General features: G+C 50.8%; 23 protein-coding genes and 1 other RNA gene. All 24 read left to right on the top strand.

Going from position 1 to position 24,826, the window contains the following annotated elements; genetic code table 11:
* The first annotated feature begins 17 nt into the window (after positions 1 to 17).
* The gene (scfB, locus tag BUB68_RS04685) at positions 18 to 1,418 is read left to right on the top strand and encodes a thioether cross-link-forming SCIFF peptide maturase (protein WP_073088621.1); all 1,401 of its coding nucleotides are present in this window, start codon (positions 18 to 20) and stop codon (positions 1,416 to 1,418) included.
* Between the two features lie 285 nt (positions 1,419 to 1,703).
* Entirely contained in the window at positions 1,704 to 2,714 is a 1,011-nt protein-coding gene (gene gap, locus BUB68_RS04680; protein ID WP_014425549.1) for a type I glyceraldehyde-3-phosphate dehydrogenase, read from the top strand.
* Between the two features lie 99 nt (positions 2,715 to 2,813).
* Positions 2,814 to 4,007, top strand: coding sequence for a phosphoglycerate kinase (locus tag BUB68_RS04675; RefSeq protein WP_073088620.1), 1,194 nt, complete (start codon positions 2,814 to 2,816; stop codon positions 4,005 to 4,007).
* A 243-nt stretch (positions 4,008 to 4,250) separates the two neighbouring features.
* Positions 4,251 to 5,000 (top strand): triose-phosphate isomerase, encoded by a 750-nt coding sequence (gene tpiA / locus BUB68_RS04665; protein ID WP_073088618.1) that lies wholly within the window; start codon positions 4,251 to 4,253, stop codon positions 4,998 to 5,000.
* Between the two features lie 41 nt (positions 5,001 to 5,041).
* Positions 5,042 to 6,571 (top strand): 2,3-bisphosphoglycerate-independent phosphoglycerate mutase, encoded by a 1,530-nt coding sequence (gpmI, locus tag BUB68_RS04660; protein WP_073088617.1) that lies wholly within the window; start codon positions 5,042 to 5,044, stop codon positions 6,569 to 6,571.
* Positions 6,572 to 6,705: 134 nt separating this feature from the next.
* The gene (locus BUB68_RS04655) at positions 6,706 to 7,401 is read left to right on the top strand and encodes an iron-sulfur cluster assembly scaffold protein (protein ID WP_014425545.1); all 696 of its coding nucleotides are present in this window, start codon (positions 6,706 to 6,708) and stop codon (positions 7,399 to 7,401) included.
* Between the two features lie 50 nt (positions 7,402 to 7,451).
* Positions 7,452 to 8,453, top strand: a complete 1,002-nt coding sequence (locus BUB68_RS04650; RefSeq protein ID WP_014425544.1) for a GGGtGRT protein — start codon at positions 7,452 to 7,454, stop codon at positions 8,451 to 8,453.
* Positions 8,454 to 8,591: 138 nt separating this feature from the next.
* Positions 8,592 to 9,431, top strand: coding sequence for a hypothetical protein (locus tag BUB68_RS04645; RefSeq protein ID WP_073088616.1), 840 nt, complete (start codon positions 8,592 to 8,594; stop codon positions 9,429 to 9,431).
* Positions 9,432 to 9,586: 155 nt separating this feature from the next.
* Positions 9,587 to 9,686: signal recognition particle sRNA small type (gene ffs / locus BUB68_RS04640), an RNA gene on the top strand.
* 92 nt (positions 9,687 to 9,778) lie between these two features.
* A complete protein-coding gene (gene dnaX / locus BUB68_RS04635) occupies positions 9,779 to 11,515 on the top strand; it encodes a DNA polymerase III subunit gamma/tau (RefSeq protein ID WP_073088615.1) in 1,737 nt (578 codons plus the stop codon).
* Positions 11,516 to 12,358, top strand: coding sequence for a MurR/RpiR family transcriptional regulator (locus BUB68_RS04630; RefSeq protein WP_073088614.1), 843 nt, complete (start codon positions 11,516 to 11,518; stop codon positions 12,356 to 12,358).
* 431 nt (positions 12,359 to 12,789) lie between these two features.
* The gene (locus tag BUB68_RS04625; RefSeq protein WP_073088613.1) at positions 12,790 to 14,148 is read left to right on the top strand and encodes a PTS sugar transporter subunit IIC; all 1,359 of its coding nucleotides are present in this window, start codon (positions 12,790 to 12,792) and stop codon (positions 14,146 to 14,148) included.
* 54 nt (positions 14,149 to 14,202) lie between these two features.
* On the top strand, positions 14,203 to 15,495 hold the full coding sequence (locus BUB68_RS04620; protein ID WP_073088612.1) for a hypothetical protein: 1,293 nt from the start codon (positions 14,203 to 14,205) through the stop codon (positions 15,493 to 15,495).
* Between the two features lie 48 nt (positions 15,496 to 15,543).
* Positions 15,544 to 15,846 carry a PTS sugar transporter subunit IIB gene (locus tag BUB68_RS04615; protein WP_073088611.1) on the top strand — a complete coding sequence of 101 codons (303 nt, stop codon included), beginning with the start codon at positions 15,544 to 15,546 and terminating at the stop codon, positions 15,844 to 15,846.
* Positions 15,847 to 15,858: 12 nt separating this feature from the next.
* A complete protein-coding gene (locus BUB68_RS04610; protein ID WP_073088610.1) occupies positions 15,859 to 16,185 on the top strand; it encodes a PTS sugar transporter subunit IIA in 327 nt (108 codons plus the stop codon).
* Positions 16,186 to 16,187: 2 nt separating this feature from the next.
* Positions 16,188 to 17,606: a 6-phospho-beta-glucosidase gene (locus BUB68_RS04605; protein ID WP_073088609.1), complete on the top strand. Its 1,419-nt coding sequence runs from the start codon at positions 16,188 to 16,190 to the stop codon at positions 17,604 to 17,606.
* Positions 17,607 to 17,622: 16 nt separating this feature from the next.
* A complete protein-coding gene (gene bglS / locus BUB68_RS04600; RefSeq protein WP_256625779.1) occupies positions 17,623 to 18,414 on the top strand; it encodes a beta-glucanase in 792 nt (263 codons plus the stop codon).
* A 126-nt stretch (positions 18,415 to 18,540) separates the two neighbouring features.
* Entirely contained in the window at positions 18,541 to 20,334 is a 1,794-nt protein-coding gene (locus BUB68_RS04595) for a glycoside hydrolase family 9 protein (RefSeq protein ID WP_073088608.1), read from the top strand.
* A 257-nt stretch (positions 20,335 to 20,591) separates the two neighbouring features.
* Positions 20,592 to 20,927: a YbaB/EbfC family nucleoid-associated protein gene (locus BUB68_RS04590; RefSeq protein WP_073088607.1), complete on the top strand. Its 336-nt coding sequence runs from the start codon at positions 20,592 to 20,594 to the stop codon at positions 20,925 to 20,927.
* 9 nt (positions 20,928 to 20,936) lie between these two features.
* Positions 20,937 to 21,533: a recombination mediator RecR gene (gene recR / locus BUB68_RS04585; protein WP_073088606.1), complete on the top strand. Its 597-nt coding sequence runs from the start codon at positions 20,937 to 20,939 to the stop codon at positions 21,531 to 21,533.
* A complete protein-coding gene (locus BUB68_RS04580; RefSeq protein WP_073088605.1) occupies positions 21,533 to 21,766 on the top strand; it encodes a pro-sigmaK processing inhibitor BofA family protein in 234 nt (77 codons plus the stop codon). The genes recR and BUB68_RS04580 overlap by 1 nt, the downstream gene beginning before the upstream one ends.
* A gap of 114 nt (positions 21,767 to 21,880) precedes the next feature.
* A complete protein-coding gene (locus tag BUB68_RS04575) occupies positions 21,881 to 22,798 on the top strand; it encodes a hypothetical protein (protein WP_073088604.1) in 918 nt (305 codons plus the stop codon).
* A gap of 78 nt (positions 22,799 to 22,876) precedes the next feature.
* Positions 22,877 to 23,665 carry a CsgG/HfaB family protein gene (locus BUB68_RS04570; protein ID WP_178139463.1) on the top strand — a complete coding sequence of 263 codons (789 nt, stop codon included), beginning with the start codon at positions 22,877 to 22,879 and terminating at the stop codon, positions 23,663 to 23,665.
* A complete protein-coding gene (locus BUB68_RS04565; RefSeq protein WP_073088602.1) occupies positions 23,666 to 24,751 on the top strand; it encodes a hypothetical protein in 1,086 nt (361 codons plus the stop codon). It abuts the gene before it with no gap.
* The last annotated feature ends 75 nt before the right edge of the window (positions 24,752 to 24,826 follow it).

Below are 24,826 nucleotides of genomic sequence, written 5' to 3'. Positions count from 1 at the left end.
TATAGTTAGGAGTTACAATGAAAGCCAAGATTCATAAATTCGTGCAGAATGGTACCTATATATTGTTGGATATCAACAGCGGCGCTGTGCACGTTATCGATAAAATGATCTATGACATCATGGATACCTTTGACGGAGAAAATGATGATGCGGTCATCACTGCCTTGAAGGATACCTATAAGAAGGCAGATCTGGCAGAAGCCCTGGATGAACTCCATGCGCTGATGGATGCCGGTGAACTCTTTGCTCCGGATATTGATGTGCCGCCGACGTTCAAGCAGAAGGGGCTCGTGAAGTCCCTCTGCCTGATGATTGCTCAGGACTGCAACCTGCGCTGCAAATACTGTTTCGGCGACGGCGGAAGCTATGGTCAGGAACGCGCCATCATGAGCCCGGAGACCGGCAAGAAGGCTGTTGACTTCCTGATAAAGAGCAGCGGCCCTCGCAAGCATCTGGAGATGGACTTCTTCGGCGGCGAACCGCTCATCAATATGAAGACGGTCAAGGCCGTGACGGAATATGCGCGGCAGCGTGAACAGGAAACGGGCAAGAAATTCAAGCTGACCCTGACCACGAACGGTCTGCTGCTCAATGATGAGAATATCAAATGGCTCAATGACAATGACTTTTCGCTGGTGCTGTCCCTGGACGGCCGTAAGGAAGTCCATGATGCCATGCGTCCGGATGTGGGCGGCAATGGTTCCTATGACCGTGCTGTCAAGAATTTCCATAAATGCCTCGATTCCCGCAAGGGTGGGGACTGGGATTACCGCGGTGTCTATACCTACTTGCGCGGTACCTATACCAAGAACAACATGGATTTCACCAAGGACGTGCTTTCCATGAATGATGAAGGCTTTGATATCCTGTCCATGGAACCGGTAGTCCTCAAGGACAGCCCGCTGGGCTTCACAGAGGAAGACCTGCCCCGTATCTATGCAGAATATGACAAGCTCACGGAAGCTTATATGAAGCGTCATCGTGAAGGCCGCCACTTCTTCTTCTTCCATTTCAATATGGACCTGTCCAACGGCCCTTGCGTAGCTAAGCGCCTGTCCGGCTGCGGTGCCGGTCATGAGTATTTCGCCGTGGCTGAAAACGGTGATCTCTATCCCTGCCATCAGTTCGTGGGCCGCGAAGGGTATAAACTGGGCAGCCTCGATGAAGGTGTGACCGATACGCAGCTGCCGCAGTACTTCCGCGAAAGCCACGTGCTCAACAAGGAAAAATGCCGTGACTGCTGGTCGCGATTCTTCTGCTCAGGCGGCTGTCATGCCAACGCTGACCTGTTCCATGGCGATATCCGCAAGCCGTACGAGATCGGCTGCGAAATCCAGAAGAAACGTCTGGAATGCGCCATCTATGTGCAGGCTATGCTGGAACTCGAGAAGCTGGAAAAAGAAGACGAACTGGCGTAAAGCATAAATGATATTTATATCACAACAAAGAGAAGGACAATGCTCAGGCATTGTCCTTTTCTTTTTGCATACTACCCTTACTATTGTTTTTCAGCATTTATAACGAACTTTACCCTTAAAAACTCTTGTTATATCGTTGTTGTGAATTTTTTGAAAAAAATGTAATGCGTTCATAGAATAATTGCTGTAATTTATGATAAAAAGATTGACATTTGCGGGGGAGTTATTGTATTATAGTCTCTGTAAGAACTGAAACTTCTAAAAAATTTAGGGGGTATTTTTCAAATGGCAGTAAAAGTTGCTATCAATGGTTTTGGCCGTATTGGCCGTCTCGCTTTCCGTCAGATGTTCGATGCAGAGGGTTATGAAGTAGTTGCAATCAACGACCTCACGAGCCCGAAAATGCTCGCACACCTGCTGAAGTATGATTCCACGCAGGGTAAGTACAAATACGCTGACAAGGTAGAGGCTGGCGAAGACAGCATCACCGTTAACGGCAAGGAAATCAAAATCTACGCTGAAAAGGATGCAAAAGACATTCCTTGGGGCAAGCATGATGTAGACGTAGTTCTCGAATGCACTGGTTTCTACACTTCCAAAGAAAAGGCTTCTGCACATCTGGCTGCAGGCGCTAAGAAAGTTGTTATCTCCGCTCCGGCTGGTAACGACCTCCCGACTATCGTATACAACGTTAACCATGAAACCCTGACGAAGGAAGACAAGGTTATCTCTGCTGCTTCCTGCACGACGAACTGCCTGGCTCCGATGGCTAAGGCTCTGAATGACCTGGCTCCGATCCAGTCCGGTATCATGTGCACGATCCACGCTTACACTGGCGACCAGATGACTCTGGATGGCCCGCAGCGTAAGGGTGACCTCCGTCGCAGCCGTGCTGCTGCTTGCAACATCGTTCCGAACTCCACGGGTGCTGCTAAAGCTATCGGCCTCGTAATTCCTGAACTGAAGGGCAAACTGATTGGTGCTGCACAGCGCGTTCCGACCCCGACTGGTTCCACGACGATCCTGAACGCTGTTGTCAAGGGCGACGTTACGGTTGAACAGATCAACGCTCAGATGAAGAAGGAAGCTACGGAATCCTTCGGTTACAACGAAGAAGAAATCGTATCCAGCGATATCGTTGGCATGCGTTTCGGTTCTCTGTTCGATGCTACGCAGACGATGGTTAACCCCGTTGAAGGTGGCACGCAGGTACAGGTTGTATCCTGGTACGACAACGAAAACAGCTACACGAGCCAGATGGTTCGTACGATCAAATACTTCGCTGAACTCGGCTAATTATTTGACTGTAGCATAACTTCATACTACGAAGATCTATTGAGGTCCGGCCTGGCAAACTTGGGCCGGGCCTCAATTTATTATTGTGGAGGTTTACAAATGGATAAGAAAACCCTGAAAGATATTGACGTCAAAGGCAAAAAAGTATTTGTCCGCGTTGACTATAATGTACCGTTCGATGAAAATCAGAACATCACCAATGACACTCGTATGGTTCGCACGCTGCCGACCATCAACTACCTGCTGGATAACGGCGCTGCTGTAATCCTGGCTTGCCATATCGGCCGTCCGACGGAAGCTCGTGAGCCCCAGTTCTCCACGAAGCACCTCGTTGCTCATCTGTCCGAACTCCTCGGCAAAGAAGTGAAATGGGCTGCTGACTGCGTTGGTGAAGAAGCTGAGAAGGCTGCTGCTGACCTCAAGGCTGGCGAAGTTCTGCTGCTCGAAAACCTCCGTTATCACAAAGCTGAAAAGAAAAATGACCCTGAATTCGCTAAACAGCTGGCAAGCCTTGCTGACGTAGCTGTTGACGATGCATTTGGTGTTTCCCACCGTGGCCATGCTTCCAACGCTGGTATCGCTCAGTACGTGGAAGTTGTTGCTGGTTTCCTCATGGAAAAAGAAATCAACTACATCGGCAAGACGCTGGAAGCTCCGCAGCATCCGTTCGTTGCCATCATCGGCGGCGCTAAGGTTTCCGATAAGATCGGCGTGATCAGCAACATGATCGAAAAAGTCGACAAGATCATCATCGGCGGCGGCATGGCTCATACTTTCGATGCAGCTAAAGGCCTGCCCATCGGTGCATCCCTCTGCGAACCGGACAAGTACGAACTGGCTCGTGAACTGCTGAAGAAAGCAGAAGAAAAGGGCGTAGAAGTAATCCTGCCGGTTGATCTCGTTATCGCTGACAAATTCGCTGCTGATGCCAACACCCAGACTGTTGATGTGGACAAAGTTCCCGATGGCTGGCAGGCTCTTGACTCCGGCGTGAAGACTTCCGAAAAATACGTGGAAGCTCTCAAAGGTGCTAAGACGGTTGTTTGGAACGGTCCTATGGGCGTGTTCGAATTCGACGCTTTCGCAAAAGGCACCCTGGCTGTGGCTGAAGCTGTTGCTAAGGCAACGGATGAAGGCGCTATCTCCATCGTTGGCGGTGGCGACTCCGTAGCAGCTCTGAAGAAGACTGGCCTCACGGACAAGATTTCCCACGTTTCCACGGGCGGCGGCGCAACCCTCGAATTCCTCGAAGGCAAAGAGATGCCGGGCGTAGCAGCTATCGCTGATAAATAATGCCTACTAGTACTTTTCTTTGGCGCAAAGAAAAGTACCAAAAGAAAACGTGGACTGAAATCCCCTCACGGGATTTACGTCCACCGGCGCCCTTCCTTGGGCGCCGAGCAACGGGTACGCATTATCTTTTCGAAATAAATGTAAAAGCCTTCCCCTTGAGGGGAAGGTGCCCCAAAGGGGCGGATGAGGTGGCGATGTATGCTATCTTGTCAATAAAAAATATGAAATTGGGAGGCTATTATAATGGCTAGAACTCCGATTATTGCAGGCAACTGGAAGATGAACAACACGATCAAGGAAGGCGTTGAGCTGGTTAAGGCTCTGGCTCCTCTCGTTAAGGATGCTACGGTAGACGTTGTGGTTTGCCCGACGGCTACGGCTCTTTCTTCTGTTTGCGAAGCTGTTAAAGGCACCAACATCCATGTTGGCGCACAGAACGTTCATTGGGAAGCAAAAGGTGCTTTCACGGGCGAAATCTCCACGGGCATGCTCAACGAAATCGGCGTAGATTACGTTGTACTTGGCCACAGCGAACGCCGTGACTACTTCGGTGAAACGGACGAAGGCGTGAACAAGCGCGCTCGTGCTGCTTTTGCTGCTGGCATCACGCCGATCATCTGCTGCGGTGAATCCCTCGAAATCCGTGAAGCTGGCACTTACATCGACCACGTTGTGGCTCAGATCAATGCTGCTCTCGAAGGTTTCGAAGCTTCCGAAGTTGCAAAACTCGTTATCGCTTATGAACCAATCTGGGCTATCGGCACGGGCAAGACGGCTACCTTCGATCAGGCTGAAGAAGTCTGCAAGGCTATCCGTGAAGCTGTTGCCAAGAAATTCGACCAGACGGCAGCAGACGCTATCCGCATCCAGTACGGCGGCAGCGTGAAACCCGCTACGATCAAAGACCTCATGCAGCAGCCGAACGTTGACGGCGCTCTCGTAGGCGGTGCTTCCCTGAAGGCTGAAGATTTCAGCGCAATCGTTAACTTCTAATCCGTTTCCTTTGTGTTTTTTAGAAGGAGCAAAAATCAAAAATGGCAACTCTTAAAAATGCACCAGTGGCCCTCATCATCATGGATGGCTGCGGCCTCGGTGACAAAACCGACAAGAACAACGCTGTACAGGTCGCTAACACGCCGGTACTCGACGGACTTCTTGCAAACTATAAGACCAGCCAGCTGCAGGCTTCCGGCGAATTTGTCGGCCTGCCTGACGGTCAGATGGGCAACTCCGAAGTTGGTCATACCAACATCGGTGCTGGCCGCATCATCTATCAGCAGCTGACGCGCATCACCCGCGACATCAAGAACGGCGACTTCTTCAAGAATGAAGCACTGATGTCCATCGTGAACGGCGTGAAAGAGCAGAACGGCGCCCTCCATCTCATGGGCCTTGTTTCTCCGGGTGGCGTACACAGCCATCAGGATCACCTCTATGCTCTGCTGGAAATGGCTAAGAAAGAGGGCATCAAGGAAGTGTATGTGCATGCATTCCTCGATGGCCGTGACGTGCCGCCCCAGAGTGCTCAGCCTTACCTCGAAGAACTCGAAGCAAAATGCAAAGAGATTGGCGTAGGCTGCATTGCAACCGTCAGTGGCCGTTACTATGCTATGGACCGCGACAACCGTTGGGAACGCGTGGTCAAGGCATATGAAGCCATTGCTCATGCAGAAGGTGTCAGCGCTGACGATGCTGTAGCAGGCCTCAAGGCAAGCTATGACAACGAAGTCAACGATGAATTCGTTGTTCCTTTCGTGGTCAAAGGTTACGAAGGTATGAAGAACGGCGACGGCGCTATCTTCTTCAACTTCCGTCCGGACCGTGCCCGTCAGCTGACGCATTCCTTCGTGGATGAGACTTTTGACGGCTTTGAACGCGACGAGAACCTCAAGGTTCCCTTCGCTACGTTCTCCCAGTATGAAGACGGCATGAACGCTCTCGTAGCTTTCCCGCCGGAATCCATCAACAACACGCTGGGCGAGATCATCCAGAACAAGGGCATGACGCAGCTGCGCATCGCTGAGACGGAGAAGTACGCACATGTTACCTTCTTCTTCAACGGCGGCGTAGAAGAACCCTACAAGGGTGAAGACCGCATCCTCGTTCCGTCCCCGAAGGTTGCTACTTACGACCTCCAGCCGGAAATGAGCGCTGTGGAAGTTACGGATAAAGTCGTGGAAGCCATCAAATCCGGCAAATACGACTTCATCATCCTCAACTATGCAAACTGCGACATGGTAGGCCATACCGGCGTATTCCCGGCTGTCATCAAGGCTGTGGAAACGGTAGATACCTGCGTAGGCCGTTTCGTGGATGCCATCCGCGAAGTCGGTGGCGAGGTCTGCATCACGGCTGACCACGGCAATGCTGACAAGATGATGGATTACGACAACGACCAGCCCTTCACCAAGCATACCACCAACCCGGTACCGTTCATCGTGGTATCCGACCGCGTCAAGTCCGTCAAGGATGGCGCTCTCTGCGATATCGCACCGACTCTCCTGACGCTGGCAGGCGTAGAGATTCCGGCTGAGATGACGGGCAAGAACCTGGTTGAACTTTAATTAGCAGGACAGAGGCAGTATCCCTTGAGCAAGGATAAGATAAAGTCACGCAGTGACCTTATCTTAATGCTAGCCCCTTGCCCAAGGTCACAGTCCTCTAGTGTTATATTTTAGAAAAAGAGAGGAAACGAACAATGATTGCTTATTCACAAAAAGTGGAAGACATGGCATGCGTAGCCCAGGAAGTACACCATGGTGCTGCTCCCATTCCTGAAGAAGGCAAATGGGTAAAATCCAAAAACGTACAGGACATCAGCGGCCTGACTCACGGTATCGGCTGGTGCGCACCTCAGCAGGGTGCCTGCAAGCTGACGCTGAACGTTAAGGAAGGCATCATCCAGGAAGCTCTCGTTGAAACCATCGGCTGCTCCGGTATGACTCATTCCGCAGCTATGGCAGCAGAAATCCTGCCGGGCCTGACGGTTCTCGAAGCTCTGAACACTGACCTCGTATGCGATGCCATCAACACCGCTATGCGCGAACTCTTCCTGCAGATTGCCTATGGCCGCAGCCAGACGGCATTCTCCGACGATGGTCTGCCCATCGGCGCAGGTCTCGATGACCTGGGCAAAGGTCTGCGCAGCCAGACGGGTACGCTCTACAGCACGCTGAAGAAGGGCCCCCGTTACCTCGAACTTGCAGAAGGCTATGTTACGAAACTCGGTCTCGACAAAGAAAACCGCGTAATCGGCTATGAAGTTGTCCAGCTGGGCAAAGTCATGGAAGCTGTCCGCGCCGGCAAAGATGCTAACGAAGCTATCAAAGCCAACACCAGCACGAAGGGCCGTTTCGCTGACGCTGTCAAGACGATCGATCCGCGCGAAGAGTAAGAAATACTCTTTCCGAAGTTAATGCAAGTGTATAGAGAGGAATGAATAGAATGTCATTATTCGAAGGCTACGAACGCCGTATTGACCAGATTAATGAAGTTTGCAAAAAGTATGGTATTGCTTCCATTGAAGAAGCAAAAACCATCTGCGATGAGAAGGGCGTAAAAGCTTACGATATCGTAGGCGACCTGCAGCCGATCGCATTCGAGAATGCAAAATGGGCTTACACGCTGGGCGCTGCTATCGCTATCAAGAAGGGCTGCACGGCTGCTGCTGATGCTGCCAAAGCTATCGGCGAAGGCCTCCAGGCTTTCTGCGTACCGGGTTCCGTTGCTGACCATCGTAAAGTAGGTCTGGGCCATGGTAACCTCGGCGCTATGCTTCTGTCTGAAGAAGCTGGCTGCTTCGCATTCCTGGCTGGTCACGAATCCTTCGCAGCTGCTGAAGGTGCTATCGGTATCGCTCAGACGGCTAACAAAGTTCGTAAGAACCCGCTGCGCGTTATCCTGAACGGCCTCGGCAAAGACGCTGCTCAGATCATCAGCCGTATCAACGGTTTCACTTTCGTGGAAACGGAATACGACTTCAAGGCTGACAAAGTCAACGTTGTGAACGAAATCGCTTACAGCGATGGCCTCCGTTCCAAAGTTCGCTGCTACGGCGCTGAATCCGTACAGGAAGGCGTTGCTATCATGAAGCTCGAGAAGGTTGATATCTCCATCACGGGTAACTCCACCAACCCGACTCGCTTCCAGCATCCGGTTGCAGGCTGCTACAAGAAAGACTGCATCGAAAACGGCAAGAAGTACTTCTCCGTTGCTTCCGGCGGCGGCACGGGCCGTACGCTCCATCCGGACAACATGGCTGCTGGCCCGGCTTCCTATGGTATGACTGATACCATGGGCCGTATGCATGGTGATGCTCAGTTCGCAGGTTCTTCCTCCGTTCCGGCTCACGTTGACATGATGGGCCTCATCGGCGCTGGTAACAACCCGATGGTTGGTATGACGGTTGCTGTGGCTGTAGCTGTGCAGGAAGCTATGAGCAAATAATTACCATATAGGTGCTTTACAGGCACGATGGCTGACTTTCACGGTCAGGCCATCGTGCTTTTTTCTTGACAAATAATAGGATATAAGCGAAAATTAAGTTATAACAAGATTTTTTTGGTAGTTGGGGAGGACATCTTAATGAAATTTTGGCGAATTTGTGTAAGTTTTATAATGACCGCCATATGTATGACGACACTGCTGGCTGGAAGCTGCGGGGCTGTGCCCAAGAGCCTGCTGGTTATGCCGCTGGACAAAGCGTTTACCCTGTCTGATTTTGAAGATGAGCAGGATGCTGAAGATGTGGTTAAATTCATGACGGGGAAATTGGACGTTGCGTTTAAGGGCACCAGCAGCTATGACGTGATGGAGCCAAGCATGTATTATAAAAGACTGAGGGATGAAGATCGGGCGAAGCTTTTTGATGATGTCAGCTATGCTGCAGAACTCGGTAAGTCCCTGGGGGTGCGGTTTGTGGTAACCGGCAGGATAACCGAGGTGAACACAGAACGAGTCAAAAGAGGCTCTGTATTGAATCGGCTTACCGCGAAGATGGAAGGGAACTATCAGAGTCATATCGGCCTGGAACTGAAGCTGGTAAATTGTTCCAAGGGCATTGCCGCTGCTACGAAAAACTACAAGGTGGTGCGCAGCGGTCATACTGCCGATGAGGCTTTCAGTAATGCCTGCACGTTTGCGGCGGATTCTTTCGTAGATGAGCTGATTGATTCTGCAGGGAATGTCGCCCAGAAGAAATCTGCTTCTGCTGGACTGGTTACGGAAGTCAAGAATGACATCATAAAAATCGACCAGGGTGCCAATGCTTCTTTCTTTGAGGACGAAATCCTGTTTATTGTCCGGGATGAGAAGATCATTGGCGAAGCACAGGTTTTGGAAATCAACAAAGACTATACGGTTTGCCGCATTTTTAAAAACCAGGAAGAGATAAAGACGGGCGATTCGGTACAGCGGAATAAATAAGATTTGAAGCATGGCCAGAGGCCATGCTTTTTTCTTTCCATTTTTGTCAATGTATCCCTATTGACGTAAAATCTTAAAGATGGTACAATCATATCTGTTGTTATGCGGATTCCCGTATGTTCCGCATTATATTCTTTTTCAGGTCGGGCTGTAGCGCTTGGGTCTTGCGCAATGGAGTCCTGTGAACCTCGTCAGGTCCGGAAGGAAGCAGCGATAAGCGGGGTGCTCCATGTGCCGCGAGGGTGCCTGGGAGCTGCAGTTCGACGTGAAAAAGAATGGATGATCTTGGGCAGCCGTAAGGCTGTCCTTTTTGGTGTAGAGATTAGAACTTTGTGTGGAGGAGAAGCATGGCCTATATTGCACTTTATCGGAAATGGCGTCCTGGGACGTTCAAAGATTTGGTAGGGCAGGAGCATATCAGCCGCACGCTTAGTAACGCCATCAATACCGGGCGGATTGGTCACGCGTATCTGTTTTCCGGTCCCCGGGGGACGGGTAAGACCAGTACGGCGAAAATACTGGCCAAGGCACTCAACTGTGAGCATGGGCCTACGCCTGAGCCCTGCGGCAAGTGCAAGGCCTGTCAGAAAATCAATGATGGTTCGTCCATGGATGTGTTTGAAATCGATGCAGCTTCCAACCGTGGTATCGATGAAATCCGTGACCTCAGGGAAACGGTGAAATTTGCGCCAGTGGATGGCCGTTACAAGGTCTATATCATTGATGAAGTGCATATGCTGACCACGGAGGCATTCAATGCACTCTTGAAGACACTGGAAGAGCCGCCGGCGCATGTGGTGTTTATCCTGGCGACTACAGAGGCGCATAAGGTACCACCGACGATCCAGTCCCGTTGCCAGCGTTATGATTTCAAGCGGATTACGGTGTCAGAGATTCGCGGGCGGTTGGAAACTGTTACCACGGAAATGGGGCTGAAGGTTGAGCCGGAGGCTTTGAATATGATTGCCATGCAGGCGGATGGTGGCCTGCGTGATGCTCTGTCTTTGCTGGACCAGTGCTCGGCCCTTGCTGAGGGGGAGCTCACTGCTGCCCGTGTGCGGCAGACTTTGGGACTGATTGGTCATGAGTGGATCTATAAATTGACGGAAGCCATCTATGCCCACAAAAGTCAGAAGGCGCTGGAAATATTGGCAGATTTGTTGCGGGACGGCAAAGATTTGAAGCAGGTGCTTACGGAGCTGTCACTGCATCTGCGCAGCCTGATGATCTATCAGGCGACGGGGACGCTCGAACAGATGGATCTGTATGCGGAACCGGATGAGATCTTGCAGGAGCAAGGAAAATTCTTCAGTAGCGAAGAGTTCATGGGCATGATCAAAAAGCTTCATGAAGCACAGGCAGAACTCAAATGGTCGCCGCAGCCCCGCATTACGGTGGAAGTGGCTCTGATGGCGCTTTGTAATCCGTCCGCCAGTGGAGCTGTGCAGACACAGGCTTCAGCTGCTGCTTCAGTGGATAGTGGACGCATCGCCAGCCTGGAGGCAAAATTGGCGCAGATGGCAGCACAGCTGGCAGCAAGACCTGCTGTCATGCCGCCAGCGGCTGGCCAAACTCCTGTAGCGGCAGTACCGCAGAAGAGCGCTGTTCGTCCTATGCCAGCAGCTGCTTCGGTGCCGGAGGTCCAAGCTGTACCGATTACTGCCAGTGATGCGGAAGTCTGGGACACTCTGTTGCGGACCTTGAAGGAACGCAATAAGATGCCTGTCTTTGCCTGCATGAATCAGGGGCAGTTTGCGGGCATGAGTGAATCGCAGTTCTTCGTGAAATTCCAGGGTGTGCTTATGGCGGATCTGGCCATGCGCAATTACCGCACTTTGTTGGAAGAGATATTGCAGGAAATTACTGGACGGCCGTTGCGCCTGCATTGCAGCGGAGAGAATACGCCAGCTGCACCGCCGCCGCGTCCGGTGCCGAAAAAAAAGCCTTTGCCGCCGCCTCCACCGGAGGAACCGGGCATACATGTTGATTTGGATTCAATGCCTCCCGAGGAGCGTGCGCCCTTGGAGAAGGCCTTTGAGATTTTTGGGGACCATGTGGTAAAAATCGAGGAGGACAATAACTAAATGAAGGGGCTTATCAAGCAGTTACAGGAGCAGGAAGGTTTTTCGGAGTCGGAGCGGATGATAGCCAGTTACCTGCTGGCACATTTCCGCAATCTGCCGGGAATGTCCACCCGGCAGCTGGCCAAAGAGACCTTCACGAGTTCGGCCGCTATCGTGCGTTTCAGCCAGAAGCTGGGCTTCGGCGGTTATACGGAGTTCAGGGTGAAGTTCCTGGCGGATATGATGCGTTATACCGACCGCCCGCATGGCGAAGAATTGGCGATGACGGATCGGGATTCAGTGCATAGCATCCTGGACAAAGTAACCAGTATTGAAATCGATTCGTTAAAGGAAACACGTGCTATGCTGGAGCCGGCGGATTTTGTCCGGGCGCTCACAATCATCAATAAGAGCGACCATGTTGACTTCTATGCTACGGATAATAATTTGGATATTGCGAATATGGCTGCTACTGGCTTTATCATGTCCAACAAGTGTTCTACGGTCCATCCGGCGCTGACCATGCAATATTTGCAGGCTACGGGCGCGCCCAAGGAGCATGTAGCCTTCTTTATCAGCCGCACCGGAGAAAACCGGATGCTTATGGATATTGCGCATCTGCTGAAACTGCGTGGGAATCCGATCATCGTGCTGACGGCATCGACTAAATCCAGCCTCGCCTGTCTGGCGGATGTGGTGTTCCCGGTGGCCACGGTGAATTCCATGGAAGAATTGGGGCCACGGGTGTTCCTGCTGGGAGCTAAGTATGTGATGGATATATTGTTTGCCGTGTTGATGACGCGTGTGGACTTCCATAGTGCTAAGCAGAAGGAACAGTGGCTGAGCAAGCATTTCTACTATTGAGTATTGGTTTACATTGATGTGATAAGACGCCCCGGAGGGGAATGACTTTCTTTCGCTTTGATGAAAAACATCAAATGCTGCGGAAAGTCATTCCCATCCGGGGATTTTTGTCGTTAAAGAGAACTTGCTGAAATTTTAAAATCCTTCCCTATGGAGGCAGTGGCAGGCGGAGGCTGACGGAAGGGGCTTGATCCCGAAGGTACAAGCAAGTATGACAAAAAAAGATGGAACCTTCAGAATATATCGTTTTGCTGTAACAGTGCTACATGCTGATACAGATATTGCCGTTATCCCTGTATCAGTGTTTCGTATTGGTTCAGATTCGTTGTTTCGTGATTGGCGCTATGTTATATTAAAATCACCTTAAGGGGAACGGGGGTTAAGCGCATAACCCCATGCAATAATACAACTTTTGGAGAGAGGAAAAGAAAATGAGTAGACAAGAGATGTTCGATAGATTTATCGAATTCATGGGTGAGTTCGCTCAGATAAAAGCTGTTGCGGCTCTGCGTGATGGTTTCATCATGACCACCCCATTCACCATTTGCGGTTCGGTATTCCTGCTGCTGGCAAACCTGCCGCTGCCAGGTTATCCGGAATTCATGGCTTCGATATTTGGGAGTGATTGGACGGCTCCGCTCAATGCGGTTGCTGGTGGTACGTTCAGTGTTCTGGCACTGATTGTCGTACTGGCCATCACTTATAAATTTGTGGAAAATGAAGGCTGCGATGCCATCATGGCTTCAATCTTGTCCTTGTCCACATTCCTGATCCTGATGCCGCCGCAGATTGTCAGCAAAGGTGGGGAGACCATTGGTGACATTATCCCGAAGGCATGGGTAGGCAGTAACGGTGTTATCACCGCAATCCTGATTGCATTCTTTGTCTCTTATGTGTTCTGCTACTGCGAAAAGAACCACATCGGCATCAAGATGCCGGATTCCGTACCTTCCGGTGTGGCAAAAGCCTTTACAGCACTGGTGCCGGGTATGATTTTCTTCACTTCTGCTTCTGTACTCTATGGCCTTTGCCATTACATCGGCGCAACGACGCTGCCGGAACTGGTGTTCAAAGTGATTCAGACTCCATTGCAGGGGCTGTCTGATTCTCTGGCTGGTGGTTCCATTATCGTAGGTCTTCAGAGCATCCTCTTCTGGGCTGGTATCCATGGCCCGAACGTTGTGGGCGGCGTAGTAAGCCCGCTGCTGATTGCCAACTCCTTGGACAATCAGCACCTGATTGATGCTGGCATGAGCCTCATCAATAACCCCGAAGCAAAGATCTTCACCTGCCAGATCAACGATGTATTCGTCAAGAGCGGCGGCTGCGGCCTGACTCTCGGACTTCTGTTGGCAGGTATCTTCACGGCTCGTTCCCAGCAGCTCAAATCCCTGATGAAGATGGCTTTCGTTCCTGGCCTGTTCAATATCAATGAGCCGATCATCTTCGGTCTGCCAATCGTGTTCAACCCGTATTTGCTGGTGCCGTTCTTCATTGTACCGTTGATTGCCATGTTCGTCACTTACTTCGCTATCACGACGGGATTCATGGCTCCGTTCAGTGCTGTGCAGGTTCCCTGGACGACGCCGCCGGTTATCGCTGGCTTCCTGCTCAACGGCTGGCAGGGGGCAGTGGTGCAGATCGTGAACCTGGCCATTGCCACGGTCATCTACTTCCCCTTCCTCAAAGCACAGGATAAGGCATTCCTGAAAGAGGAAATGGGCGAAATGGAAGAAGAAAAGGAAGACAATGCAGTGAAGGCTGAAGTAAAACCGGCTGCAAATCATTAAGAGAAAAGAGCTTTATGTGAATCAGTGAATGTGGTAGAGAAAAGGGGATTCGTAATGACGTACAAGAAGAAAACCGCCGCTGTCCTGATGGGGCTGACCTTGGGCATGTCCGGCAGCGTATTTGCTGCTCCGGCTGCTGATGGTGCCGCCGCTGTTGCTGACCAGGATCTGGCTGCCCGCATTGCGGCTATCGAAGCACAGCAGCAGCAGCTCACCCAGCAGCTGGAGGCGTTGAAAAAAGAAAATGCCAAGCTGAAGCGTACCAGCAAGGTGGCGGAAAGCAATAAAAACGCTATCAAGGGTCTTAAAGATGCTCAGGATCGCTTCAAACTCTACGGTTTCCTGCGTGCATCCTATCAGAAAGATTCTGACCGCGCCAAGATGAGTGGTCATGCCTGGGATACGAGCGAAGAACAAACAAACAATCGTTTCTATCTGAATTTGATGGCTGATTATAAGCTGACAAATCATTGGACGGGACATTTCCAGAGCGAGACGAATCAGCGTTATTCCTATCAGGGGGATGGCACGTATCGCAAACGTGAAGATGGCCAGATCCAGAGAATCTGGGCTACGGGCAATCTCAAGAATGGCGTAGAGATAAACGTTGGCCGTAAGTGGAATATGTTAGGGCAGCAGATGTCCCTGATTGGCTGCACAACGGACGGTATTGATGCAACAGTCCCCGTAACCAAACGTGGTCTGCGTGTCGGCGGCTTCTACTATGGTATGGCCGAATATGATAATGCAGATTTCGCTTTCTGGGGACCGATGGTCAAAGGTCCTGTCGGCCATAATTTCGATGTATTCCTGGCGTATGCTGCTATTAATAAAAATAAGGATGCTTTAGTGAACAAACCTTATGATGGCAATACCAAGATTCCCAATCCGTATGGCAATCGCGCCTTTGTCGTCAGTGCGGCTACGAATGTTGTCCGTAACTTGCGCTTGACTGGTGACTATGTGCAGTCCAACCACAAGTTTATTGAGACAAATTGGGGAGAACCGGGACAGACCGTTTCCTATGTGGATAAGAGCAATGCCAATAAGGCATATATGGTACGTCTCGACTACAAGTGGACGAATCCGGATGTTCCCCATTCCTTCAGTGCTTTCACGCGCTATCATGACATCCAGCGCAACAGTACCATCTGGAATGATGATAACTGGGGTTCCCTGTTGAAGAATACGAAGGGTTGGACCGTGGGCTGCAGTTATGTACCTGTGAAGAATGTCCAGGTTGAATTGCTTTATAGCCGTGCCTCCCTGCGCAACCAGTATGAGAGCTGGTATATGTCGAAAGGACATCGAAACCTCTATCGTGCACAGGTTGACTTGTTCTTCTGATAGGCTTAAACCATGATGAAAATAACGTATTGAAAAGGAAGTATGATCATGAAAAAGATTGTTTTGCTCTGTGCCTCTGGCATGTCCACCAGTATGCTGGTCAAGAAGATGCAGGAAGCTGCTGCTGCTGCAGATTATGAATGCTCCATCGATGCCTTCTCCGCAACGGATGCAGCTACTAAGGCCAATGATGCGGACTGCATCCTGCTTGGTCCCCAGATTCGTTTCCAGAAGAACAAGATTGCAGAACAGGTGCCCGGTGTGCCTGTAGATGCTATCGATATGCGCATGTATGGCCGTATGGACGGCAAGGCTGCTTTGGAATTTGCTCGTAAATTGATGAACGATTGAGGTTATAAGGTTATGGAAGGTTTAGAACTTACTGCATTTCAGATCATTTCTGCTGTGGGCACGGCTCGCAGCTGCTATATAGAAGCCATTCAGGAAGCCAAGAAAGGCAACTATGAAGCGGCAGAACAGTTAATCAAAGATGGGGACGAGGCTTTCGTGGAAGGTCACGATGCGCACTCCGGACTCCTGCAGAAGGAAGCCGCCGGGGAAGGCGAGCATATCGGCCTGCTGATTCTCCATGCGGAAGATCAGCTCATGAGTGCCGAGGGTTTCAAGACCATCGCTTTGGAATTCATTGATGTGTATAAACGCTTTGACGCAGAGAAGAAGGAGGCCTGAGCATGAGTTTCCCAAAAGGTTTCCTTTGGGGCGGCGCAGTTGCCGCCCATCAGCTGGAAGGCGGCTGGAAAGAAGGCGGCAAGGGAATCAGCGTAGCTGATGTCATGACCGTCGGTGGCCCGGGCAAGCCCCGGGAAATCACCGACGGCGTGCTGCCGGGCAAGATTTACCCGAACCATGAGGCTATTGAGTTCTATTCCCACTACAAAGAGGATATCGCACTCTTAGCCAAGTTGGGGTTCAAATGCTTCCGCACCAGCATTGCCTGGACGCGTATTTTCCCGAAAGGGGACGAGCTGGAACCCAATGAAGAGGGCTTGAAGTTCTATGATGACCTTTTTGATGAAATGCACAAATACGGCATGGAACCGGTCATCACCTTGTCTCACTTCGAGATGCCCTATCATCTGGTAACGGAATACGGCGGCTGGCGCAACCGCAAGCTCGTGGATTTCTTCGTCCGCTTTGCGACTGTTTGCTTCGAGCGTTACAAGAACAAGGTCAAATACTGGATGACCTTCAACGAAATCAACAACCAGCGCAATGTCAAGGAGACCTTTGCTCCCTTCACGAATTCCGGTGTCATCTACAAGGAAGGTGAAGATCGTTACGCCGTTCTTTATCAGGTAGCTCATCATGAACTGGTGGCTTCAGCCAAGGCCGTTATCGAAGGGCACAAGATCAACCCGGATTTCCAGATCGGCTGCATGCTGGCCATGTCTCCCTCTTATCCGGCAACCTGCAAACCCCTCGATCAGATAGCAGCGTTGAAGGAAATGGATCGTACCTTCTACTACAGTGATGTGCAGTGCCGCGGTCACTATCCGCAGTACATGCTGAAGGAATGGGAACTTCATGGTTATGATATCAAGATGGAAGACGGTGATCTGGCCGCTCTGGAAGAAGGTAAGGTGGACTATTTTGCTCTGTCCTACTACATGAGTTTTGTCAGCGAGTATGATGAAACAAGCCGTCACCTGTCCAAGGAAATCCCCAATCAGTATGTCAAGGCCTCCGACTGGGGCTGGCAGATCGATCCGGTTGGTCTGCGCTATATGCTCAACGTGCTGGCTGAACGTTATGAATTGCCCATGATGATTGTGGAAAACGGCATCGGCCTCCACGAGGAACCGGATGCATCCGGCGTCGTGCAGGATGATGAACGCATCAAGTATTTTGCTGAGCATATCGCTCAGATGAAGAAAGCCATCGAAGAAGATGGCGTAACCCTGATGGGCTATTGCCCCTGGGGCCCCATCGACCTTGTTTCCGCAAGTACCGGCGAAATGGAAAAGCGTTACGTTTTCATCTATGTGGACAAGAACAACAAGGGCGAGGGAACTTTGAAACGCAGCCCGAAGAAATCCTTCTACTGGTATCAGAAGGTTATTGAAAGCAATGGCGAAGATTTAAGCTATTGATGAGGAGGAAATAAAAATGATGGATATCCGCAAAAAAGCAGTGGCCGCAGCCGTCCTGATGGCTCTGTCTGCACCTGTATCTGTTTCCATGGACCTCTTTACGCCGGCGGTGGTTTCTGCAGCACCCGCTACAGAGACCAAGGCCAGCGATGCTTTTGAAGTAGATCTGACCAAGGGTGAGAACAGCCTGTTTGAAGCGTCCAATGGCTGGACGAATGGCATGCCGTTCAACTGCTTCTGGCACAAGGAAAATGTCACCTTTGAAGATGGCACGCTGCAGCTGACGGTGGATGAATCCCCGAATCCGGCTGCCGATAAGGTTCCGTACTCCGGCGGCGAATACCGCAGCAAGGCCACCTATGGCTATGGCCGTTATGAAGTCGTGATGAAGGCCATCAAGAATGACGGCGTTGTTTCCTCCTTCTTCACCTACACGGGTCCGTCCGAGGGCGATCCCTGGGATGAGATCGACTTCGAGGTGCTAGGCAAAGACACCACGAAGGTACAGCTCAACTACTTCCGCAACGGCAAGGGCGGCCATGAAAAGATGATTGACCTGGGCTTCGATGCTTCCGAAGATTTCCATACCTATGCCTTTGAATGGCACAAGAACTCCATCATCTGGTTTGTCGATGGCAAGGAAGTTTTCCGCCGCGAAAATGAGGACCTGCCGGTGACCAAGCAGAAAATCATGATGAATGCCTGGAACGGCAAGGGCGTTGACGAATGGCTCAAACCATTCGATGATTCCCAGTTGCCCGTAACAGCTGAATACAAATCCATCAAATACACTCCGTTCACAGAATAAGCAAAGCACAAAAGCTGCCCCCTTCAGGGGGAAATGAGTCCGCAGGACTCGAAGGGGGAGCTTTTTACTGGTTAGTTTGAACTGACTGGTGAAGAGTTATCCCATCAGTATATAGGAGATGATATAATGCGTCAGAATAATAAGCTTTGCAAGATCGTACTGGCTGGAATTGCCATGCTTGGTACCTGCGGTGCAGCTACTTTGGTAGAAGCCGCAGATGCAGGCATGCATGTGGATCAGGTTGGTTATCTCACTGGCCGTGATAAGACGGCGATGGTAACGGACTCGAATGAAACGGATTTCAGTCTCGTAGATGCCAAGACCAATAAAGTGGTATATACCGGCAAACTATCGGCAGCCAAAGCCGATGCCATGTCGGAAGAGAATCTGCGTACGGCTGATTTCACCAGTTTCAACACGCCTGGTACTTATAAGCTGAAAGTGGGCAAGCGCGAGTCCTATGAATTTGCCATCGGGGACAATGTCTATGCGGTTCCCAGTGTGCAGACCTGGCGTTCCTTCACCTTGTCCCGCTGCAGCACGCCCATTGACGATAAGGACGTGACCGGGCTCAAGGTCAAGATGGGCCATCCGCAGGACAAAGAAGCACAGGTTTATTTCACCGATGCGCTCAACCAAAAAGGCGATAAGGTGGATGTTTCCGGCGGCTGGTATGATGCCGGTGACTATGGCAAGTACACCACGACGGGTGCGATTGCCGCCGCTGAACTGCTGCTGGCCTATGAAGCCCATCCGGATCATTTCACGAAGGGACAGCTGCTCTTCCCGGCAGGTGTTTCCAGTGACAAGAATCTTCCTGATGCACTCAGCGAAGTGAAGTATGAGTTCGACTTCCTCAAAAAGATGATGCGCAAGGATGGCAGCACATTCCATAAGGTGTCCGGTGCCCAGTGGCCTGGCTTTGACAAGAGCCCGGATACTGACACGCAGGATCGTTTCCTCTACAGCACCTGCACCGCCAGCACGGCCATGTATGGTGCGAGCCTCGCCATCGGTGCTCGCGTCTATAAGGGGCTCGACGCTTCTTATGCCAAGTCCTTGCAGAAGGATGCCGACAAGGTCTGGGACTATCTGTCCAAGACGAAGGAATCCATCTATCGGGTGGACGAAGGACAGGAAAGCGGTTCCGGCCCCTACAACGACACGAACGATATCCAGGAACGCCTCTGGATGGCAGCGGAAATGTTCCGCACCACCGGCGACAAGAAATATGAGGCTTATCTCAAAGACAACAAGGCTGAACTGCTGAAAGCACCGGGCTTCTTCACTTGGGACAACACGCTGGCTCTGGCCCAGTTTGCCTATGCTATCGCACCCAAGGCTGATGCCGGCTTCCAGGCTGAAGTCAAGAAGGTTTACCTCGATTATGCGGATATGATCGCCGGTAAGATCAAGAATGATGGCTTTGGTTGTGCGCTGTCCAAGGAAGAATACACATGGGCTTCCACGAAGAATGCCATGACGCAGGGCGATATGCTGCTGATGGCGTACCAGCTCCAGCCCAAGGCAGAGTATGAAGAAGGCGCTCTGGCGCAGATCCACTATATGCTCGGTCGCAACTCTCTGGATCGGAGCTTCCTGACCGGCATGGGCTCCAACCCGCCGGAACATCCGCATAACCGTATCCATGAAAGCACCGGTGCTTATGTGCCCGGTCTCCTCGTGGGCGGCCCGAACCATGTAAAGGGCGGCGACCCTGACCAGACCAAGTACCTTGAAGAGAACAAGGTCCCTGTGGCCAAGTCCTACATCGATGTGCTGAGCTCCTGGTCCACCAATGAATACGCCATTGACTACACCGGTACGGCAGCTTATGCTCTGGCATGGTTCGCCAAGCCTGTGAACGTCACGGCTAAAGATCTCAAGCTAACCCGGGAATTCCCTTCTATAACCAAATAACCCTTGTGAAAAGACCTGCGATGATATTCGCAGGTCTTTTTGCAAGGGGCCTTCATGGCTGTCCCGTCATTTTGTGACGGTCATGAGATCCATATATTTACTCGTTCAGCATACTTTTTGCTTTCGTTATGATTGGCTATAAAGGCAACGTAGGCATTATATCGGTACAGAGCCTTTTTTCCTTGACGGAACTATTATATTTTGGTAGTCTAAGAGGTGTTGAAATGTAAGAATTACCTTTGAGAGGAGTTAACGATATGTTTGGTGGAATGGGCAATATGGGCAATATGGCCGGTATGATGAAAAAAGTCCAGAAAATGCAGAATGACATGAAGAAGATGCAGGATGAGCTCAAGCGTAAGACTGTTGATGTGACGACGGGCGGCGGCGCTGTGAAAATCGTCATGAATGGTGAGAAGCAGGTGCAGAGCCTCACGATCGATCCGGCAGCTGTGGATCCGGAAGATGTGGAAATGCTGCAGGACCTCATCACCTCTGCGTTCAATAATGCCACGAAGAAAGTGGATGATATGATGGCCTCGGAAATGGGCAAGCTCACGAGCGGTCTTGGCCTGCCGCCGGGATTGTTCTAAGGGACAGGCATGCAATACATTGCCCCGCTGGCAAAGTTAATAGAGCATTTTCGCGCACTGCCGGGGATAGGTAACAAAACGGCAGTGCGTCTTGCTTATCATGTGCTGGATATGGACGCCGAGCAGGCGAAGAAGCTGGCAACAGCCATTATCGAGGCCAAGGAGAAAATCGGCTATTGCAATACCTGCTTCAATCTCAGCGATCAGAATCCCTGTGCCATCTGTGCGGCGGAAGAACGTGATCATTCGGTTATCTGTGTGGTAGAGCAGCCTCAGGACGTAGCTGCTATGGAACGTATGCGTGACTATCGCGGTGTCTATCATGTGCTTCATGGTGCACTGTCACCGCTGGAAGGGGTTGGCCCCGATCAGATCCGCATCAAGGAACTCTTAACCAGACTCACGGATGATGAAGTGAAGGAAGTCATTATGGCCACCAATCCCAATGTGGAAGGGGAGGCCACGGCTATGTACTTAGCCAAATTGTTGAAGCCTATGGGGGTCAAGGTCACCCGCATTGCTCATGGTCTGCCCATTGGCGGTGATTTGGAATATGCGGATGAAGTGACACTTTCCAAGGCGATGGAAAACCGGAGGGAAATCTAATGGAAATTATCGCCGCCTTTGCGGTGGGCTTGATTGCCCTGTGCCTGATCGGTAAGATTGTTGCCTTGCCGATGAAGCTTTTGTGGAAGATGATCACCAACAGTATAGTCGGTGCGGTGCTGTTGTGGATTGTCAACCTTTTTGGGGCAGGTGTGCAAATCACCTTTCTCAAAGCGTTGATTGCTGGTGTCCTGGGAGTGCCAGGGGTTATCATAGTATTATTAATGAAATAAGATGCTGAGAATGCTGTTTCCTGATGGAAACAGCATTTTTTTGAAGGAGAACCGGCACATAAGAGCGAAATTAAAGAAAGATTAGAATCGATTGAGAAAATGGGGGGATGTAAATTGAAGAAGATCGTATTCTGTTTATGTTTGCTGCTTATGTGTCTCACGTTGCCCTGCTATGCGGCGAAGAAGAGCACGGAAGTGGAGCCCATAAAAAATGTGGCGGGGGAACAGGCAACGGCAGCCGTCAAGGAACTGCAGGAACAGCTGATTGCAGCTTTGCGGGAAAGCAGCATCTATACCCCGGTTGAGAAAGATGATAGCAGCAAGCCGGCGTATAAACTGAGCTGTACCATTACGGATGTGGCCCTGTACGATCCCAAGAGCAATCGGGAGAAGGTGACAGCGCTGATCCGGAAGGGGCTGGGACATGAGAACAATCCCGATGGAACACCGGTTCCTCCGGAAGAACGGGAAGCAGCCAAACAAGAGTTGAAGGATATTTCTGCGAGTACCAATGGGGTGAAACTGGTTGTAGAGGCCCGGTTATTTGATGCATCTGCGAATCATAACGTCCTGACGAAAAATTTTACCAGTGACAAGGTGGGGACAAGCAGCGAGAAGGCTGTATACAATGTTTGCCAGAACATGGCCAAAAATATCCTGCAGGCTATGGAAACGGCAGCAGTTCCGGAGGAAGCACCATCCGATACGCCAAAGTCAGAAACTCCGGAAGAGGCACAACAGCCGGTGGCTGCGGAATCCAAAGGAAATTTCCGGGGGATTATAGGAGATATTGGCGGCGATAACCTGTATATTGATCAAGGCAGTGCCAGCGGACTCAAGGTCGGTGAGGTACTCGAGGTCTTCCGCATCAGCGGGGATGTGACAATCAACGGCAAAGTGGTAGGCAAGAAGGAATTGAAGATTGGCAAAGCCAAAGTGGTGGAAGTTTTGTCAGAATATGCGGTATGCGTTGTATTGTCTCGTACAGAGGACATCAAGGTAAATGATGTGGTGAAGCGTTTGGTGAAATGACAGGAGTGTATTATGTGGAGATCGTTGTTTAGATGTTTAGGGATAGCAATCCTGGCTGCAGCCGTATGGGGGGCGGGGATGATGACCACAGAAGCGGCTAAGAAGCGAGTGGCGATCATGCCGCTGGAAAAGACCTTCGTGTTATCCGATTCTGCAGAAAGTGAAGAGACGGTGGCGAATGTCATGTCTGATCAGCTGGTGGTAGCTGTGCAGGAAAGCGGTAATTATACGGTGGTGGAGCGTACACAATTCGATAAGGCGATGCAGGAGCAGGGCTTTCAGAATTTATATGCCGATCCGGAATATGTAGCAGAGATGGGGAAAATATTTGGCGGGCAGTATATTCTGGTAGGAAAAATAACGATGGTCAAGACCAGGGCCGCGGATAAATCCAATTTCATGAAACGCATTACGGCCAAGTTTGATGCAGCGTACCGTACCAGTATCGCTGTGGAATTGCGCATGGTTGACTGCCAGACCAGTGAGGTCGTCCTGGCAAAGACAGTAGAGGCAGACCGTGGCGGCAAGGATGCGAATGATTCGCTGTATAATGCCTGCAAGGAAGTAGCAGAGCATTTCATGCGTGATATTCAGGCGCAGCATCCCTTTACGGGCAGGATCATTGAAGTAAAAGGCAGTGAGATCTATATTGATCAGGGACAGAGCAGTGGCTTGCACAAGGGGGATGTCTTACTGATTGCCCGGGAGGATACGCCTTTGGAAGCCAATGGCAAGATCATTGGGATGACGCAGATCAATCTGGGCAAAGCCAGAGTGACCGAGGTGTTGGCTGATTATGCCATTTGCCGGATAACAGAAGGCGGCGGTTCCATTCAAAAGGGTGATATTGTCAAGAGGGGAAAATAAATGAAACGAATCATACTGATCATGGGACTTTTGCTGTTGATGATGAGCCTGCCGGCAGCAGCCAAAAGTGTTACCGTCACCGGCATCGGAGTAACGGCTTCGCAGGCGGAGAACGAAGCTTTGCGCATGGCGGTGGAAAAATCTCTGGGAGTTTTGGTGGATTCACAGACCCTGGTAGATAAAAGTACCGTTATCCGGGATAATATCTATACCCAGGCGCGTGGCTTTGTCCGGGATTATACAGTCAGGCAGCGTGCACAGACGGTGAGCGGCTGGCAGGTGACCATTGATGCCGTAGTGGATGATCAGCCCAATTCGGCTTTGATGACGGAATTGGCCCGCTTGGGCATCATTGATGTAACGTTACGCAATCCACGTATTGCTGTGTGCATTCCGGAAACGCATATCAGTCATAATATACCTGACCCTGCAGGGGAAACGGCAGTGGTGAAGGCGTTGGTGGAATCTGGATTTTCCAATGTAGTAGCTGTGGATATTCCCAATGGCAATCCGTACAATATGTCAGCGGTGGCTTTGCGTCAGGCTGCGCAGGAATTTGGCGTGGATATCATGATCGTGGGCGAGGCTTTCAGCGAATCGGCGGGTGATCCGGCGCAGTTGCTGCCAGGGAATAAAAGCTCCCGTTTGCAGGCTTGCCGTGCCCGTGTGGAGGCCAAGATGTTCATTGCGAAAACCGGGCAGATCATAGCTGCTGATGGGAAATATGGTTCCGGTGTGGATAATTTGGAAAACATAGCGGCCAAAAAGGCATTGGCCAAGGCTGGCAAACAGATTGGTGAATATTTTGTCGGGCAGATCACGGGATTGTATACGAATCGGCAGGACCTGAAAGTTGTGGCATATGGTGCTGATTTCAGCAAGATAAATCAGGTGCAGACGGCTGTGGAGGGGGTGCACGGCGTAAGGAATCTGAATCTGGCCAGTTACAGCGGTGGCAAGGCTATATTCAATGTGATGTATAGTGGCAGTCCGCAAACGCTTTGGAATGAGATGCAGCGAGCTACGGATGCTAACCTGGAATTGGTGGAAATCAGTTATAATACACTTACGGTGCGTGTGTATTGATCAGGTATTTTGGCAGACGATATAATTAATAAACAAAAAAAATAAATAATTATAAATGGGCGGAGATTGTGCTAT

Source organism: Pseudoselenomonas ruminantium (genome assembly GCF_900142515.1).
Taxonomy (GTDB): Bacteria; Bacillota; Negativicutes; order Selenomonadales; family Selenomonadaceae; genus Selenomonas_A; species Selenomonas_A ruminantium_D.
This window is presented reverse-complemented; position numbering and strand designations above follow the sequence as displayed.

What these genes read in the sequence shown, in the direction of transcription:
- scfB (WP_073088621.1), top strand. Translation starts at nt 18, where the DNA reads ATGAAAGCCAAGATTCATAAATTCGTGCAGAATGGTACCTATATATTG.
- gap (WP_014425549.1), top strand. Translation starts at nt 1,704, where the DNA reads ATGGCAGTAAAAGTTGCTATCAATGGTTTTGGCCGTATTGGCCGTCTC.
- BUB68_RS04675 (WP_073088620.1), top strand. Translation starts at nt 2,814, where the DNA reads ATGGATAAGAAAACCCTGAAAGATATTGACGTCAAAGGCAAAAAAGTA.
- tpiA (WP_073088618.1), top strand. Translation starts at nt 4,251, where the DNA reads ATGGCTAGAACTCCGATTATTGCAGGCAACTGGAAGATGAACAACACG.
- gpmI (WP_073088617.1), top strand. Translation starts at nt 5,042, where the DNA reads ATGGCAACTCTTAAAAATGCACCAGTGGCCCTCATCATCATGGATGGC.
- BUB68_RS04655 (WP_014425545.1), top strand. Translation starts at nt 6,706, where the DNA reads ATGATTGCTTATTCACAAAAAGTGGAAGACATGGCATGCGTAGCCCAG.
- BUB68_RS04650 (WP_014425544.1), top strand. Translation starts at nt 7,452, where the DNA reads ATGTCATTATTCGAAGGCTACGAACGCCGTATTGACCAGATTAATGAA.
- BUB68_RS04645 (WP_073088616.1), top strand. Translation starts at nt 8,592, where the DNA reads ATGAAATTTTGGCGAATTTGTGTAAGTTTTATAATGACCGCCATATGT.
- dnaX (WP_073088615.1), top strand. Translation starts at nt 9,779, where the DNA reads ATGGCCTATATTGCACTTTATCGGAAATGGCGTCCTGGGACGTTCAAA.
- BUB68_RS04630 (WP_073088614.1), top strand. Translation starts at nt 11,516, where the DNA reads ATGAAGGGGCTTATCAAGCAGTTACAGGAGCAGGAAGGTTTTTCGGAG.
- BUB68_RS04625 (WP_073088613.1), top strand. Translation starts at nt 12,790, where the DNA reads ATGAGTAGACAAGAGATGTTCGATAGATTTATCGAATTCATGGGTGAG.
- BUB68_RS04620 (WP_073088612.1), top strand. Translation starts at nt 14,203, where the DNA reads ATGACGTACAAGAAGAAAACCGCCGCTGTCCTGATGGGGCTGACCTTG.
- BUB68_RS04615 (WP_073088611.1), top strand. Translation starts at nt 15,544, where the DNA reads ATGAAAAAGATTGTTTTGCTCTGTGCCTCTGGCATGTCCACCAGTATG.
- BUB68_RS04610 (WP_073088610.1), top strand. Translation starts at nt 15,859, where the DNA reads ATGGAAGGTTTAGAACTTACTGCATTTCAGATCATTTCTGCTGTGGGC.
- BUB68_RS04605 (WP_073088609.1), top strand. Translation starts at nt 16,188, where the DNA reads ATGAGTTTCCCAAAAGGTTTCCTTTGGGGCGGCGCAGTTGCCGCCCAT.
- bglS (WP_256625779.1), top strand. Translation starts at nt 17,623, where the DNA reads ATGATGGATATCCGCAAAAAAGCAGTGGCCGCAGCCGTCCTGATGGCT.
- BUB68_RS04595 (WP_073088608.1), top strand. Translation starts at nt 18,541, where the DNA reads ATGCGTCAGAATAATAAGCTTTGCAAGATCGTACTGGCTGGAATTGCC.
- BUB68_RS04590 (WP_073088607.1), top strand. Translation starts at nt 20,592, where the DNA reads ATGTTTGGTGGAATGGGCAATATGGGCAATATGGCCGGTATGATGAAA.
- recR (WP_073088606.1), top strand. Translation starts at nt 20,937, where the DNA reads ATGCAATACATTGCCCCGCTGGCAAAGTTAATAGAGCATTTTCGCGCA.
- BUB68_RS04580 (WP_073088605.1), top strand. Translation starts at nt 21,533, where the DNA reads ATGGAAATTATCGCCGCCTTTGCGGTGGGCTTGATTGCCCTGTGCCTG.
- BUB68_RS04570 (WP_178139463.1), top strand. Translation starts at nt 22,877, where the DNA reads ATGATGACCACAGAAGCGGCTAAGAAGCGAGTGGCGATCATGCCGCTG.
- BUB68_RS04565 (WP_073088602.1), top strand. Translation starts at nt 23,666, where the DNA reads ATGAAACGAATCATACTGATCATGGGACTTTTGCTGTTGATGATGAGC.